The 16,352-nt window shown below is 43.0% G+C and carries 15 protein-coding genes; 8 read left to right on the top strand and 7 right to left on the bottom strand.

Annotated features, from left to right (window positions below; translation table 11 throughout):
- The first annotated feature begins 49 nt into the window (after nt 1–49).
- Nucleotides 50–3,259: a caspase family protein gene (locus C900_RS15050; protein ID WP_009580875.1), complete on the top strand. Its 3,210-nt coding sequence runs from the start codon at nt 50–52 to the stop codon at nt 3,257–3,259.
- 125 nt (nt 3,260–3,384) lie between these two features.
- Nucleotides 3,385–4,158, top strand: coding sequence for an alpha/beta fold hydrolase (locus C900_RS15055; protein WP_009580876.1), 774 nt, complete (start codon nt 3,385–3,387; stop codon nt 4,156–4,158).
- A 381-nt stretch (nt 4,159–4,539) separates the two neighbouring features.
- Here the strand turns inward: C900_RS15055 and C900_RS15060 are convergent, their stop codons facing one another.
- Nucleotides 4,540–4,767: a DUF2905 domain-containing protein gene (locus C900_RS15060; protein WP_245558444.1), complete on the bottom strand. Its 228-nt coding sequence runs from the start codon at nt 4,765–4,767 to the stop codon at nt 4,540–4,542.
- A gap of 379 nt (nt 4,768–5,146) precedes the next feature.
- Nucleotides 5,147–5,737 (bottom strand): hypothetical protein, encoded by a 591-nt coding sequence (locus tag C900_RS15065; RefSeq protein WP_009580879.1) that lies wholly within the window; start codon nt 5,735–5,737, stop codon nt 5,147–5,149.
- Nucleotides 5,738–5,934: 197 nt separating this feature from the next.
- Between C900_RS15065 and C900_RS15070 the strand changes: the two genes are divergently transcribed.
- The 3 genes from C900_RS15070 (at nt 5,935) to metK (ending at nt 9,008) form a co-directional block, all read left to right on the top strand.
- On the top strand, nt 5,935–6,813 hold the full coding sequence (locus C900_RS15070; protein WP_040496881.1) for an AraC family transcriptional regulator: 879 nt from the start codon (nt 5,935–5,937) through the stop codon (nt 6,811–6,813).
- A gap of 109 nt (nt 6,814–6,922) precedes the next feature.
- The gene (locus C900_RS15075; protein ID WP_009580881.1) at nt 6,923–7,633 is read left to right on the top strand and encodes an SAM-dependent methyltransferase; all 711 of its coding nucleotides are present in this window, start codon (nt 6,923–6,925) and stop codon (nt 7,631–7,633) included.
- Between the two features lie 100 nt (nt 7,634–7,733).
- On the top strand, nt 7,734–9,008 hold the full coding sequence (gene metK / locus C900_RS15080; protein WP_009580882.1) for a methionine adenosyltransferase: 1,275 nt from the start codon (nt 7,734–7,736) through the stop codon (nt 9,006–9,008).
- 84 nt (nt 9,009–9,092) lie between these two features.
- Here the strand turns inward: metK and hpf are convergent, their stop codons facing one another.
- The 4 genes from hpf to C900_RS15100 form a co-directional block, all read right to left on the bottom strand.
- On the bottom strand, nt 9,093–9,389 hold the full coding sequence (gene hpf, locus C900_RS15085) for a ribosome hibernation-promoting factor, HPF/YfiA family (protein ID WP_009580883.1): 297 nt from the start codon (nt 9,387–9,389) through the stop codon (nt 9,093–9,095).
- A gap of 27 nt (nt 9,390–9,416) precedes the next feature.
- Entirely contained in the window at nt 9,417–10,298 is an 882-nt protein-coding gene (locus tag C900_RS15090; protein WP_009580884.1) for a tyrosine-type recombinase/integrase, read from the bottom strand.
- A 72-nt stretch (nt 10,299–10,370) separates the two neighbouring features.
- A complete protein-coding gene (gene rpsU / locus C900_RS15095) occupies nt 10,371–10,565 on the bottom strand; it encodes a 30S ribosomal protein S21 (RefSeq protein ID WP_040496877.1) in 195 nt (64 codons plus the stop codon).
- A 245-nt stretch (nt 10,566–10,810) separates the two neighbouring features.
- Nucleotides 10,811–11,980, bottom strand: a complete 1,170-nt coding sequence (locus tag C900_RS15100) for an acyl-CoA dehydrogenase (protein ID WP_009580887.1) — start codon at nt 11,978–11,980, stop codon at nt 10,811–10,813.
- 190 nt (nt 11,981–12,170) lie between these two features.
- On the opposite strand from C900_RS15100, the gene C900_RS15105 reads away from it, so the two are divergent.
- Genes C900_RS15105 through C900_RS15115 form a run of 3 tightly spaced genes read left to right on the top strand, consistent with a single transcriptional unit; the run spans nt 12,171 to nt 15,125 of the window.
- A complete protein-coding gene (locus tag C900_RS15105) occupies nt 12,171–13,484 on the top strand; it encodes a UDP-glucose dehydrogenase family protein (protein WP_009580888.1) in 1,314 nt (437 codons plus the stop codon).
- The gene (locus C900_RS15110; RefSeq protein WP_009580889.1) at nt 13,477–14,469 is read left to right on the top strand and encodes a UDP-glucuronic acid decarboxylase family protein; all 993 of its coding nucleotides are present in this window, start codon (nt 13,477–13,479) and stop codon (nt 14,467–14,469) included. The genes C900_RS15105 and C900_RS15110 overlap by 8 nt, the downstream gene beginning before the upstream one ends.
- Nucleotides 14,469–15,125: a DUF2461 domain-containing protein gene (locus C900_RS15115; protein WP_009580890.1), complete on the top strand. Its 657-nt coding sequence runs from the start codon at nt 14,469–14,471 to the stop codon at nt 15,123–15,125. The genes C900_RS15110 and C900_RS15115 overlap by 1 nt, the downstream gene beginning before the upstream one ends.
- Nucleotides 15,126–15,202: 77 nt before the next feature.
- On the opposite strand, the gene C900_RS15120 is transcribed toward C900_RS15115, so the two are convergent.
- Complete coding sequence (locus C900_RS15120) at nt 15,203–15,991, bottom strand: hypothetical protein (protein WP_009580891.1); 789 nt, start codon at nt 15,989–15,991, stop codon at nt 15,203–15,205.
- Nucleotides 15,992–16,352: the final 361 nt, after the last annotated feature.

Genomic DNA, 16,352 nt, shown 5'->3' on the forward strand with positions numbered 1-16,352 from the left:
AACATTTCCAAAACAATTCATAAATTCAATTTTCAAAAAACAGTATTAAGTGAAGACATTTACTATTCTGGTCATCAGTATCATTTGTACAACGCAGCTACGCTCCCAGAAACTGGAAACTGTGGTACAACGCGGACATTATGAAGCGATCAAAGCCGTTACCTTTACTCCGGACGGCAAAAATCTGCTTACAGCCAGTCGAGATAAATCCATAAAACTCTGGGATGTCGCCTCAGGTAGAGAACTCAGGTCTTTTCTGGGGCATTCTTCGACTGTCAATGATCTGGATGTTAGCAATGATGGAAAATACTTTGTAAGTAGTGGAGCTGATAAAGTGGCACGTTTATGGGAAATTGAAACAGGCCGCCTCATTCGAACCTTCCGGGGCCATAACGATTTGCTCACTACTGTCGACCTGAGCGGTGATGGCAAACAATTGATTACAGCCGGCTACGATTGGGTAGCCATCCTTTGGGACGTAACCACAGGTGATACCCTCCGTACATTCAAGGTCAACCCTGACAAAGGCCTGGGATATGGTATAGATGCCAGGTTTACAGTTGATGACAGACTGGTGGCGTTCGGAGCAGACAATCGCACTACCACTGTCTACCATGTGAAGACAGGGGAGCTGGTGCAGGAATTAAAACCAGCGGAAGGCTGGTGCGGGGGCTGTGCAACTTTCGTAGATTATTCGGATAATGGAGAACACCTGATTACAGCCAGCAATAAAGGAGATTTCGTTCTTCGCAACAGTAAGAGTGGAGAGATACTTCAGACTTTTGAAAGCAATTGGGAAACTTTCAGAGCCATAGACATCAGCCCTCATGGCGAATGGGCGCTGATGCTTGGAGAAGATTCATTGAAAACATACGATGTAGCTACCGGCCGGCTAAAATATGCAATCCGCCACCACCACAAGATGCCGGCCACAGATGCCACCTTCAGTCCGGATAATCGATACATTGTTACCGTAGGTGATGATCAGAAGGTGCATCTCTATGACGCGGGTACCGGAAAATTGCTTCATACGCTGGGAGGCTACCTGGCTACCAGAGATAAAGGCGGGCTGGACTATGACGTTAATTCCCGGTGGGATTACTATATCAAAAAATATACTGACCTAAAGCACGATTTTGCTGTGAGCCCCGATGGAAAATATCTTTTAAAAGGCAAAGTAGGAAAGATAGCCCGTATGTGGGAGATCAACTCGGGGAAGATTGTTCAGGAGTTTTACGGGCACGACAAGGCGGTGCTATGCATGGCCTTCACTAAAGACGGTAAAAAGGTGGTGACCGGCAGTGCGGATAATACAGTTAAAATATGGGAAACAGGCTCGGGAAAGGAGCTTATAACATTAAAAGGGCATCGTGAGGTAATTTTTTCTGTTGCCCTGAGCCCTGATGAGAAGAAGATCATTACCGGTAGTTGGGATGGAACAGCAAAAATATGGGACACCTCGTCCGGAAAGCTGCTGCAGACACTAACTTTTGAAAATAGCTCGCCCTATCAGATTGGATTTTTTAAAAATGACATCTATGCCTACGTGGCCGGACTCGATAAGTCGTTCAAACTGTATGAACTTGATGCTAAACTACAGGTACAAAATTATGTGGGACATACCGATGTCATACAGGCTTTTGCCGTCCACCCGAATAGCCACCAGGTAGCCTCTGTATCCTGGGATGGGAAGCTAAAGGTCTGGAATGCCGCCACAGGACTTCAAGAGTGGAGAATTTCATCAGAAGAACCATTATATTCTGTTTCCTATAGCGGTAATGGTCAGTACCTGGCTTTTGGTGGAGGGGATAGGGTGTTGAGGGTGGTCAACAGCCAAAATGGTGACGAAGTTAAAGAGCTGACTGGTCACAAAGCCGCCATTACTAACATCCGGTTTTCCCAAAATGATAAGCTTTTGATCAGCGCCAGTGAGGATGGAATGATCAAGATCTGGGATATTAATGATGGCAAGGAGCTCATCTCCTACATCCTGCTGGAGAATAAGGATTGGATGGCAATCAATTCGGAAGGCTACTTCAATGCCTCCGATGGCGCTTTCGACAAGATCGCTTTTGTTAAGGGTATGAAAAGCTACGGTGCAGGCCAGTTTTTCGAACAGTTTTTCCAGCCGGATCTTCTGGATAAAACGTTTAGCTCGGCAAAAGATGAGCGGCTCAACCTGCATGATAAAATTAAGAAATCACCACCACCGCTTATTGAGATCATCACTCCACATCAGGGAGAGGCGTTTCGTAACAATGAAGCAGAGGTAATGATAAAAGTAACGGACGCTGGTGGAGGGGTGGATGAGGTGAAAGTGCTGCATAATGGCAAACTTGTTAACACCCAGGTACCTGATGTTCCCAAGGGTAAATCAGCTTTAGTAACCTGTACACTACGACTTATTCCCGGGAGCAATGCAATTACCGTTTCAGCCTTCAGCAGGGGGCGGATAGAATCGGAAAGGCAAGAGGTAAAGGTAGGAATGGAAGGGAAGGTCAACTCAACCTTGTACGTTGTGGCGGTAGGTATTAACAAATATAAAAATGAGGCACTGAATCTTAATTATGCTGCAGCAGACGCCAAAGGTTTTATAAAATCCATTACCGAAAAGTCGAAAAAATTATTTGACAGAATAGAAGTGATCCCATTTTATGACGAAGAGGCCACCAGACAGGATATCATGAGTAAGCTTGATGTGCTTTCAAAAATTATTAAACCTCAGGATGTTTTGTTTTTTTATTATGCAGGACATGGCAGTATGGTCGATAATGATTTTTACTTCATCCCTACCGACAATGTGCAACTTTACAATGAAGAAAAACTCAAGAAGAACGCAATCTATGCCGGAGACCTTCAGGATAAGCTGGCAGCCATACCGGCTTTAAAGCAACTCATCATTATTGATGCCTGCCAGTCGGGGGGAAGTGTTGAGCTGTTGGCACAGCGAGGTGCAGGAGAAGAAAAAGCGCTGGCGCAACTATCCAGAAGCACGGGTATTCATGTACTGGCTGCAGCGGGCAGCGAGCAGTTTGCGATCGAGTTTACCGAATTAGGTCACGGGCTGTTTACCTATGTATTACTCGAAGCACTTTCCGGGAAGGCTGATGGAGCGCCCCAAGATGGCAAAATTACTATTTATGAACTCAAATCGTATCTTGATGACCAGGTACCGGAGTTTTCAAAGAAGTTTAAAGGCAAGTTGCAGTTCCCTTACACCTTCTCTCGTGGGCATGACTTTCCCGTGGTGATTGATTAGTGCTTCATTTATACCCGTGATACTTTCTGTATTCACTAACTTTGCAGCCGGGAGGTTGACTGAGCATATGTGCGCAGTCAGAGGTATGCCCATGTCTCAATACTAATATCTCAATACTAAATACAATGAAATTATACCACAGAGAACTTGGCCATGGAAAACCATTGATCATCCTGCATGGGCTTTTTGGCTCATCTGATAACTGGATGTCTATTGCCAGGGAGCTGGAATCTGATTATAAGATCTACCTGGTAGATCAGCGCAACCACGGTCAGTCAGCCAATAACGAGGAGTTTAGTTACACTGCGATGGCAGATGATCTCAATGAGTTTATCAATGAGCACGGTATTGAAAAGCCGTATATTCTGGGTCACTCTATGGGAGGTAAAACGGCCATGAAATTTGCAATAACCCACGCCGATATGTGGAAAAAACTGATTGTCGTTGACATTGCTCCAAAGGCTTATCCGGTGCGTCATGATACTATTTTGGAGGGGTTGAAGTCTATCGATGTGACCAATCTGAAATCACGGGGTGATGCGGACAGGCAGTTGGCCAACTATGTTTCGGATCTTGGTACCCGCCAGTTTTTACTCAAAAACCTCTCAAGGAAGTCCGATGGGGGCTTTGAATGGAAAATAAACCTTCCCGTGATCGATAAAAACATTGAAGCCATGGGCGAAGGTATTGAGGACCGGTTGGCCATTGAAAGGGAGGTGCTTTTTATAAGAGGCGAGAAGTCTGACTACATCCAGGATAAAGATAATATTTTGATCGTGCAGCTTTTCCCCAACTCAGAGGTAAAAACGGTTAAAAATGCAGGACACTGGGTGCATGCGGAGCAACCGGAGGTGCTAATAGGAATGGTAAGAGAGTTTTTGGGGAGCCCAAAGCACTAAAAATTAGTCCCAGCGTATCCTTGATAATTAGTGTCTCTAAGAAAACGCCAATGTCTGCGTTACGCACGCCCCAAAAAATGCTCACGTACCTCAGTACGCTCCGCTTTTTGGCACTTTACAAGCCTAGATCTTGGCGTTTTCTTAATGCCACTTAGAGTTTTCTTATAGACACCCAATTTTACTTTAGGCGGAAAAAGCTCCTCCTGATAACCCAAAAGCAGCCTTAAATTTTTTTGCTTACTTTTTGTTTCAAGACAAAAACTAAGAAACTGAGCTATGAAAGATCACCTGTAGAAATTCTCAAGAACTCCCCGGTTCAACGTAGTCATGCTACCACTTAGCCATGGGGGCGATAGTGGTGGCACGACCAAGCAAATAGTATCACCCCTTCAACTTCTGGATAATGTAGATGATCAGGGAAAGCAAGATACTTAGCACTATACTGGTCATCAGGGGAAAATAGAATTGAAAACCATCTCTCTTAATGGAAATATCACCCGGGAGCTTGCCAAGAAATGGGATCTTTGGCCCGAAGTGTAGTATAACTCCCACAACGATGAGTATAACTCCTATAATGATCAACATCCTTCCCATAGGGGCAAATTTCACCAGAAAGAGTTTAACAGACAAGTGTACAGCCTGGACAAAGCCTGAGTTTAAAAGGGTTTTTGAAATTGAAGAAAATAACGTGAGGTGGATATAGCAGAACCGATTAAATTGTATACGTATCAAAAGCAGAACCCACCCACTGGCACGGAAGTAATTACTTCCGCGGTAGTTGGGCTACCCTTTTTTAAGCATTTTATATCGTACTCAAATTAAAATAAATATCAACGACCCTAAAAACAGTCAACTCTATTTCGGATTGGACAGAACCAGAAACAAGACCTAACAAGTTACCAGCTTCCAGTAACTGAGAAACCAGAAGCCAATAAAGGGCCGCCCCTTTCGAAACGACCCTTACCCTCTCCTATGAAGATAACTTACTTTATTTTATATGTATCCGTTCGCGGAAATTTCTGCCTGCGACTTCTATTAATACGGTATAGTAGCCAGGGTCGAGTTGTGAGATATCGTATCGTCTGGACAGGTTGCCATTATCCGCAACAATCTCTTGAAAAATAACCTCATTAGCCTTGTCAAGAATGCTCAGTTTTAGAGTCGAATCTGTATTTAGAAGAGCCACGTCCATATTATTGCCTTTTTGAGTCACCCTGGGTTTGTGCATCACTAATCGACTCTCCTGATCGATTGATAGCCAGTTGTTTCGGATGGATAATGAAAACTTTTCTATAGTTTCATTGCTTTCAATTTCCAGGAAATACTGCCCGTCAGGCAGAGGTTCAAGATCAAAGCCCTTGACATAGTTGTTCTTGTTCTTGTAGCTTTCTTTATAAAGCTCGAAATCATAACTGTCCTTTAACGACACATTTATACGTGATGCGTCAGTACTTTTTACAATTACAAAAAATTTTTTGGCGTCATAAGAAGTCACTTTTACATATGGTGTACCGTATACGCCCGTAAATAACCCTGTCGATACGACTACAGCTATTATGAATTTTCTAAATGTTTTCATGTCTGTTGTGTTTGAGTTTTGAAAAACTTATGATACAAATTTAGGTTCATCTTCAGGGCTACACTACTTCCGGTTTGACCACTTTATGTTCTATTTTAACCACATATTTGCCGCATAGTATATATGATGTTAATTTTGCACATAAATTGGTTAATTTTACATTGCTGGCTTCAGTGCTGATATTTTATTTTGCAGGTATGATTATTAAAAAGCCCATCTTTGAACAGATCAACCCGGCCTTTGGTACTTCTATCACAGTCAGACAGTATCGAGACCCGTGTCGGAATAAGTTACCTTACTGGCATATCCACCCTGAAATGGAATTGGTGTATGTCAATGGCGGTAGCGGCAAGCGCCATATTGGCAATCAGTTGTCTTATTTTAACAATGGAGACCTGATCTTTATCGGAGCAAACCTTCCGCACTATGGTTTTACTGACCGCCTGACGGGCAACCGTTCCGAGACTATTTTACAAATGCGGGAAGACTTTCTGGGCGAATACTTCTTCTCAATACCTGAAATGGCCCTTGTTAAAAAATTGATAGAAAGGGCGAGGAAGGGAATAGCCTTTCATGGCAAAACCAAGCGAGCCGTAGGTAAGAAAATAGAAAAGCTGATTGATCGCGATCCATACGACAGGTTGTTAAAAGTATTGGCCATATTAAAGCAGTTGGCAGCCTCTCAGGAATACACCCTTCTGAATGTGGATGGCTTTGCCCTGGAGATCGAACCCAGGGATGCCGATCGTATTAATAAGGTCTATAAGTATGTAAGGGAAAATTTCCAACGCCCGATCAGCCTTGATGAGATCGCAGATACAGTGAGCATGACCGAGCCGGCCTTCTGCCGATACTTTAAGAAAATATCAGGGAAGACATTTACAAAATTCGTCAACGAATACCGTCTTGTACATGCTTCTAAACTGCTTTCGGAAAGCTCATCCAGCATTACAGATGTGTGCTATGAATGTGGATTCAATAACTTCTCACACTTTAATAAACAATTTAAGCGCTTCATAGGGAAGAGCCCATCTGACTACCGAAGGGAACTGACTAAGGTAATGGATGGGCAATGACGAATGTCAATAGAGGCACTAATTCGTATTTTGGAAACCGATCCTGTGGGAAATCTTGTGTCTAAATGAAAGTGATTCTTTAGTTTTACTTCGGACAAACACAGCAAAAATGCAAAATGGAAACTTGTACCTGATTCCCACTGTAATAGCCGAAAATCAGACAGATGTAATACCTGAACAAGTTCGACATGTGGTTAAGCATACGGAATATTTTCTGGTGGAGAATCTGCGCACCGCCCGCAGGTATGTCAGCAGCCTCAAATTAGGCATTACCATTGAGGACTTGCATTTTGACGTTCTGGACAAAAACACACTCCCTGCTGATCTTGAAAAGCTGATGCGACCAGTTTTCGAGGGAAAAAATATTGGGATCCTTTCCGAATCGGGTTGCCCGGGTATTGCTGATCCGGGCTCTGTAGCAGTGAAATATGCCCATGCGCACCGGGTCAGGGTAATACCACTGGTCGGACCCTCTTCTATATTTCTATCGCTGATGGCATCGGGGTTTAGCGGGCAGAGCTTCGTATTTCATGGCTACTTACCCATTGAAAAAAGAGAACTGGAGCATATAGTGAAGCAGATAGAGGTCGATTCACGCAAAAAGAGCCAGACTCAGATATTTATTGAAGCGCCCTATCGTAACAATAACCTTCTGGAGAACCTGACACGGTTTTGCCACCCCGACACAATGTTGTGCGTAGCAAAGGATATATCCGGGCAGGATGAATTCATCCGATCAGCCAAAATACGGGAATGGAAAAATACCAAGGTTGACCTGCACAAGGTTCCCACTGTTTTTTTACTGTATGCCGGGGAGTAAAATTACCGGATTACTTTACATGCGGAATTTTATTTTACCTGCATTTCCTCTAAATTTGTCCGCTTCAAACGAATACGACATTTATTTAAAATAATATACAATGCCCTACTTATTTACCTCCGAGTCGGTGTCCGAAGGCCACCCTGATAAAATAGCGGATCAGATATCTGATGCGTTGATTGATAATTTTTTGGCATTTGATAGAAACTCCAAGGTGGCTTGTGAAACACTGGTGACCACCGGATTAACAGTGTTAAGCGGAGAGGTAAAATCAGAGGCCTACCTTGATGTACAGCAGATCGCCCGAAATGTGATCAATAAAATTGGCTATACCAAAGGAGAGTATATGTTTGACGGTAATTCTTGCGGGGTTATCTCAACAATCCACGAACAGTCACCTGACATTAATCAGGGTGTGGACCGCTCAAACCCTGAGGAGCAGGGAGCCGGAGATCAAGGGATGATGTTCGGATATGCTACAAGCGAGACAGATGATTACATGCCCCTGGCGCTGGATCTTTCTCACAAGCTGCTCATTGAACTGGCCAGGCTGAGAAGAGAGTCAAAAGACATCACCTATCTTCGTCCTGATGCCAAATCACAGGTTACTATAGAGTATTCAGATGATAACATTCCCCAGCGTATCGTGAATATAGTGGTTTCTACTCAGCACGATGAATTTGATGCCGAGGAGAAGATGCTAAAAAAGATCAAGGAAGATATTATCAGCATTTTAATACCCCGGGTAAAGGCCCAACTGAAGCCGGAAATACAGAAACTATTTAGCGATAATATCCAATATCACATTAATCCTACCGGAAAATTTGTGATCGGGGGGCCTCACGGAGATACCGGTCTTACCGGACGAAAGATCATTGTAGATACATATGGAGGAAAAGGCGCGCACGGAGGAGGCGCTTTCTCAGGAAAGGACCCTTCTAAAGTGGACAGGTCTGCAGCTTATGCTACCAGGCACATAGCTAAAAACCTTGTAGCAGCAGGAGTAGCTGATGAAGTACTCGTGCAGGTATCTTATGCCATTGGCGTAGTGGAGCCAATGGGCATTTTTGTAAATACCTATGGTTCTGCAAAAGTTAACATGACAGACGGTGAAATTGCCAAAAAAGTGCAGGAGATATTTGATATGCGTCCTTACGCTATCGAGACAAGACTAAAGCTCAGGAACCCTATTTATTCTGAAACAGCAGCTTATGGTCATATGGGGCGTACAAATGAGGTAGTGAAGAAGAAGTTTGTTTCTGCAAGTGGTCAGACAGTTGAAATGGAAGTAGAATTATTTCCGTGGGAAAAACTGGATTATGTAAATAAGGTGAAGGAGTCGTTTGGCTTAATGGCAGTTGAAAGCACAGAATAATCTTCGTATAGAAGTTCGATAAAGAAAAAAGGGCCTGATTTTTTCAAGCCCTTTTTTCTTTATCCGTTACTATTTTAACAGTTCCTAATGCGCCATTTGTTTTACTTTAACTTTTCTCAATTGTCGTCTCAATGCCTCTGTTGCCAGATCGGTGGCCTCCTCAAATGATTTCGCCTCTTCTTTTGCAAAAAGCTGACTACCGGGGATATTCAATTTGATCTCCACGGTTTTATTTTCAATTCCGGAATTATTTAACCTTAAAAACACTTCTCCATCAACCACACGGTCGTAAAAAGTTTCCAGTTTATCTACCTTCTTTTGAATGAAATCGATCAGCTTGTGGTCAGCATCGAAGTGGATTGAGTGCATTTGTAACTTCATAATAGTAAAGTTTAAAAGGTTATAAAATTAAGCTTTTGGATGCGCCTGGTCAAAGACCGCTTTTAGTTTATCGAGTGAATTGTGCGTATATACCTGCGTTGCCGCGAGGCTGGTATGACCCAGGAGGTCCTTTACCGCATTCAACTCGGCTCCTTTATTGAGCAGATGCGTAGCAAACGTGTGGCGCAATACATGAGGGCTACGTTTTTCTATCGTGGTAAATTGATTTAAATACTTTTTAACAGTGCGGTATATTATCATAGGATAACAATCGTCTCCATTATCTGTAACGAGCAATACACCTCCATCGTTTGTAAAACCCTGAGAATTTTTTGCTGAAATGTATTGATCGATCACTCTTTCAAGGCTCAGAGAGAACGGGATCACGCGCTCCTTATTTCTTTTCCCTAAAACTTTGAGGGTGCGATTTTGGAAGTTGATATCGGATGTTTTCAAAGTAATAAGCTCAGCAAGGCGGATCCCGGTGCCATAGAGCAACTCCATGATCAGACGGTCCCTGGCCCCGGAAAAATCATCGCTAAATTCGCATTGGTCAAGCAGACGGGTAATGTCACCTTCGTGTACAAACTGGGGCAGCTTCTTGCTGGTCTTTAGTATTCTTATTTTCAGGGTCGGATCCTTGTCTATTACTTCACGCTTTAACATGAACTTATAAAAGGATCTCAGACAGGCAATCTTTCTGTTAATGCTCCGGGGTTCCAGCCCACTATCAACAAGGCTGACAATCCAATTCCTAAGCACAGCATGTGAGGCTGTAGCAAGATCTGATTCCGGAAAATTTGTGGTTATGAACTCTTCAAGCTGGCTTATATCGTTGTCATACGAGGTGATCGTATGTTGGCTATAGCGCTTTTCGTACTGAAGGTATTTTAGGAAAGTTTCCCGCATAAAAAAATAGTACTACCCACCAATCTCTGAGTAGTACCAATCTAATGAATTTATACGGGAATTAATAGCTGATTAATAATTTTCTTCAGCGTATTTCTTCTGTCTGTATTTTGCTCTAATTATTTCTGATCTTCTTTGAATAGAAGGCTTTTCGTAGAATGTTCTGGCTCTTAATTCTTTTAATACACCAGTTTTCTCAAACTTCTTTTTGAATCTTTTCAGAGCTTTCTCTATTGATTCATTTTCTTTTACGTTTACTACGATCATTTTTATACACCTCCTTTCAAATGGATTGCAAATGTAGAAAATATATTGCATATATACAAATGGCTTTTCTTGATCTGAGAAAAAACAGTGGATTAACAGCTTACAGGTTCTTTACACATCTCCCTGGCAATTGCTGTCTGATCCGTTTTTTGCCAGATGACTTTTTCTACTCATGATCAACCATGCTCAAAAACAAAAAGACCTCCCGAAAGAGGCCTTTTTAAAATTAACTCGAACTATAAAAACTATTTAAGGATTGCTCTTGAGATAACAAGTTTCTGTATCTCGGAAGTTCCCTCTCCGATGGTACAAAGCTTAGAATCCCGGTAAAATTTTTCAGCAGGGTAATCTTTTGTATAGCCATAGCCACCAAAAATCTGAACGGCATCAGTAGCGTTCTCCACAGCTACTTCCGAAGCGTAATATTTTGCCATGGCAGACTCCTTGTTCACCGACTTTCCCTTGTTCTTCAGGTCAGCCGCCTGGTGGGTTAGCAGTTTGGCCGCTTCTACCTTTGTAGCCATGTCTGCCAGTTTGAAAGAGATGCCCTGGAAGTTAGAAATGGGCTGGTTGAACTGATGCCTTTCCTTCGAATACTGAAGAGCAACATCAAGAGCGCCTTGTGCAATACCAAGGCCGAGGGCTGCAATGCTGATCCTGCCGCCGTCAAGTACTTTTAATGCCTGTACGAAACCTTCGCCTTCTTGTCCTATCACATTGTCTTTATGCACACGGCAATTGTCAAAGATCAGTTCTGTTGTTTCAGAGGCACGCATACCCAGCTTGTTTTCCTTTCTGCCTGCTGAGAAGCCGGGGGTTCCTTTTTCGATGATAAACGCTGTCATTCCGTGTGAGTCGCCTACTGCACCGGTTCTGGCTATTACCACGGCTACATTTCCTGATTTGCCATGTGTAATAAAGTTTTTTGCTCCGTTCAGCACGTAGTGATCACCGTCTTTTTCGGCAACAGTTCGCATATTCCCGGCATCAGAACCGGTATTGGGCTCTGTCAGGCCCCATGCCCCGATCCATTCGGCAGTGGCCAGCTTCGGCAGGTATTTCTGCTTTTGCTCCTCACTGGCAAATTGGAGAATGTGTCCTGTGCATAAAGAGTTGTGTGCGGCCATTGAAAGTCCAATAGACCCATCTATTCTTGAAAGCTCAGCAATGGCTGTCACGTATTCATGATATCCAAAGCCTGAGCCACCATATTCTTGAGGAACCAACACGCCCATGAGTCCCAGCTCACCTAATTTTTTAAAAAGGTCGACAGGAAACTCCTGTGATTCATCCCACTCCATCATTTTTGGCCTGATTTCCTTTTCGCCAAAATCACGGATCATCTGGGCTATCATTTTTTGATTTTCATTTTCTTCAAAACCTGTCATTGGGTTTTCTGCGGTTAAAGCTTCCATATTTGGGGTTGAGATTAATTTCAAACGTTTTCAGAAAGACAAAGATAGACATTCTTACGATTCACCCAAACGAATGTTAGTTTGGGTGTAATTTTTTAACAATTATTAAACTTTTGTGTTGATAAGGTTTTAAAGAATTAATGATTAATTTTGGACCCTTTTGAGAATCAATTGTAAACCCGAATAAAAAATGAAAATAGCTGTAGTAGGAACAGGTTATGTAGGTCTTGTAACAGGTACATGTTTTGCAGAGACCGGCAATACTGTGTCGTGCATTGATATTGATGAAAGAAAAGTTAACAGCCTGAAAAACGGCAAAATCACTATTTATGAACCAGGATTGGAAGTAATATTTGAGCGAAACCTGAAGCAGGGCAGGCTAAGCTTCACTACCGACCTGAAAGAAGGAATTGAAGGAGCGAAGATCATTTTCCTTGCACTGCCCACACCTCCCGGTGAAGATGGTTCTGCAGACTTGAAGTATGTGTTAAAAGTTGCAGATGATCTTGGGCCAATTTTGAAAGACTATACTGTAATTGTTGATAAAAGTACTGTGCCTGTAGGTACTGCGGAAAAGGTGCATAATGCAATAGCCGCTAATGCAAAAGTAGATTTTGACGTTGTTTCCAACCCCGAATTCCTCAGAGAAGGCGTTGCCGTTGATGATTTTATGAAGCCGGACCGTGTAGTAATTGGTACGAAATCAGAGAAGGCCAAGAAGTTAATGGAAACCCTTTACGCTCCTCTGGTAAGGCAGGGTAACCCCATCATTTTCATGGATGAAAAATCTGCTGAGCTTACAAAATATGCAGCAAACTCATTTTTGGCTACGAAGATCACCTTCATGAATGAAATTGCTAACATGTGTGAATTGTTGGGAGCCGATGTAGATGCTGTTAGGAAAGGTGTAGGAACCGATACGCGTATCGGAAAACGCTTTTTGTTTGCGGGTATTGGTTACGGAGGAAGCTGTTTCCCTAAAGATGTACAGGCCCTGGCAAAGTCAGCCGAGGACGTAAATTATGACTTTACCATATTAAAGTCAGTAATGGCGGTAAACGAAAACCAGAAAACAAAGCTGATCCCGAAGATCAAGGAATATTTCAATGGCGACCTGTCCGGTAAGACCATTGCGCTCTGGGGGCTTTCATTTAAGCCATACACTGACGATATCCGCGAAGCACCCGCGCTTTACAATATCGATATGCTAACGGAGGCAGGGGCTACTGTAAAGGCTTATGACCCTGAAGCCATGGATAATGTGAAGAATTTAATTGGTGATAAAATTACCTTCTGTGAAGATGCATACTCTTGTGCTGATGGTGCAGATGCGTTGCTGATAGCAACAGAATGGCCGGTATTCAGAACCCCTGATTTTGAGAAGCTATCGGTCTCACTCAACAACAAAGTGATCTTTGACGGCAGAAACCTTTACACTTTAGATGAAATGAAAGATTTAGGTTTTACATATATTAGCATAGGAAGACAAATTATCAATGGGTAAGAAAACAGTATTAGTAACAGGAGCGGCCGGTTTCCTGGGTTCACACCTGTGTGACCGGTTTATTAGCGAGGGGTTTAAGGTATTGGGTATGGACAACCTGATCACAGGAAATCTGAAGAATATAGAGCACTTATTTCATCTCAAGGACTTTGAGTTTTATCATCATGATGTTTCTAAATTCGTGCATGTATCCGGCCAGCTTGACTATATCATGCATTTTGCCTCACCGGCCAGCCCGATCGATTATCTGAAAATACCCATTCAGACACTAAAAGTAGGGTCTTTAGGAACACATAACCTTTTGGGCTTGGCAAAGGCTAAAAATGCGCGAATGCTCATTGCTTCTACGTCTGAAGTATATGGTGATCCATTGGTTCATCCGCAGACAGAAGATTATTATGGTAATGTGAATCCGATCGGTCCGCGTGGGGTTTATGATGAAGCCAAGCGTTTCCAGGAGGCAATGACTATGGCCTATCATACCTACCATGGCCTGGAAACCCGAATAGTGAGGATATTCAACACCTACGGCCCGAGAATGAGGCTGAATGATGGCAGGGTGCTGCCCGCTTTTATAGGCCAGGCATTAAGAGGAGAAGACCTGACGGTTTTCGGTGATGGTTCGCAGACCCGGTCATTCTGCTATGTGGATGATCTGATAGAAGGTATTTACCGCCTGCTTTTTAGTGATTATGCTTACCCTGTAAATATTGGTAATCCTGACGAGATCACTATCAAGGAGTTTGCCGAGGAAATTATTAAGCTGACAGGTACCCGGCAGAAGATCATCTATAAACCTCTGCCTAAGGATGATCCTATGCAAAGGCAGCCTAACATAGATCGGGCAAGGGAAATATTGCACTGGGAACCCAAAGTGAGCAGAGCTGATGGCCTGAAGATCACTTATGATTACTTCAAAACCCTGACGGAGGAAGAGCTTTTTGCCAAGGAGCATAATACCTTTGATGAATATATAAAAAAATAATGGCACTCGATAAATCCATCGATTTCTTAAAGCAGATCCGGCTCAATAATAATCGGGAGTGGATGCTGGATAACAAAAGCAGTTATCAGGCAGCCAAAGACGAGTTTTTAGAGTTTGCAGGGAAACTGCTTGCGAAAATGCAATTGGTAGACGAAGGGTTAAATGGATTAGACCCGAAGAAATGTGTGTTTCGGATCAACCGAGACATCAGGTTTAGCAAAGATAAGAGCCCTTACAAAACCAATTTTGGGATGTATTTATCTGAAGGAGGCAAAAATGGAGGCAAGGCGGGCTATTATTTGCATTTAGAGCCGGGTGATAATTCTTTTTTGGCCGGGGGTATATATGCACCCGATTCGGAGAAACTGGCAAAAATTCGTCAGGAGATCGACTATAATGCTGCCGAACTCAAGAAAATTGTTGATAAAAAGAGCTTTAAAGCCCTTTTCGGAGCCGTACAGGGTGATGGATTAAAGCGTGCACCCAAAGGATATGCGGAAGATCATCCTAATATTGAGCTGCTCAAGTTGAAGAGCTTTATAGTTATCCACAAACTGTCGGATAAAGAGATTCACAGCATCTCCGCAGATAAATGTGTTTCCGTTTTCAGCGAGATAAAGCCTATGAATGATTATTTTAATGTGGCTATAAGCTAAGGAGTAGTCAGTCGTGGCACCACCACTCTTGCCCCTGAGCAGATAGTGGTGCCTCTACTAATAGAACAGTGCTTATCCTAACAAGCTACATCTTCAAAATTACTGTCCCAGCAAGCGTAGGCGCCATCATTCACCTTGATCCTTCCAACGCCAGAGGTTTCATTCCAATCTATGATTACGCTGGCATCTGTACCTACCACATTATAATATCTGTTAAAATCAGTGCCATCGGTTTTACCATATTCTATATAACCGCCAAAGCCGTCAGCGCCAACTTCGATGTTTTCATATTTGATGTAGGCTACCTCTTCATTTTCCTGCTCCCAATCTATCCTCAGAAATTCAGTAGGATTATTTCCGTCTTTATTCAGCTTCCAGTATCCGCTTTTACCATCAATAGCCGTTACCCCTGAATACCAAAGCACATTCTGAAAACCATTTTGTTCTGAGGCATACATGTTCCACTCTACATTGTTTCCAACCACTTCCCCGGTCAATTCAAAGCTAAAAGTTCGGCCCACTACTTTGTGGTCAAAAGCCCAAACCCAGACTTTTCTATCAGTATCATAAGAAGGTTTTTGACTAACGGCTGCCTTGAAAGAGGCCACCGGAACGATCAGCCCTACTGTGAGGACAGTATTCCAGACTCCCACGGTGAAAGCTGCTAAATTCCAGTTGTCAGTCGTCATTTCGCGGCCACCAGAATTGCCGCCTTCCTGAAAGTTAGAGAAATCAATTTCCATGGAGCTTGCCGGAGGTAGCTCAGGCGCAGTGCCCGCATTAATTTCGTCATCGTCAGTGCTACATGCGGCAAAAAGAAAAACAGCCGCCAATAATAAAGTGCCAAGTTGTTTTAGTGATTGCATAATTTTAGTTTTAGAAGAAGAAGCAAATACCTTGCTAAATAAAGCTACTATTGATTGTGCTGGTTTTGGTTTATTCTGAAAAAGGCTACTGAGTAACCGGAAACGCTACTTTTAATGGAGTTGTTGTAATGAAACATTTTATTAATCAGTGTTTGTAAGAAAACTCACGAACTTATCGTCATTGCGAACGAAGTGCGGCAATCCCCTCTTCTTTAACGCACTTTAAGAGGGGGATCGCTTCGATTCCTCCCCGTGGCGAGCCCCATAGCCGTTAACTTAAGAGAATAACGAGCCCAGAGGGGGTAAATCTTTGTAGCCCGGGGTGAAGCCCCGGGTTTAAACGAGAAGTTGAGTGTGCCAT

The sequence above is a fragment of the Fulvivirga imtechensis AK7 genome (genome assembly GCF_000331535.1).
Taxonomy (GTDB): Bacteria; Bacteroidota; Bacteroidia; order Cytophagales; family Cyclobacteriaceae; genus Fulvivirga; species Fulvivirga imtechensis.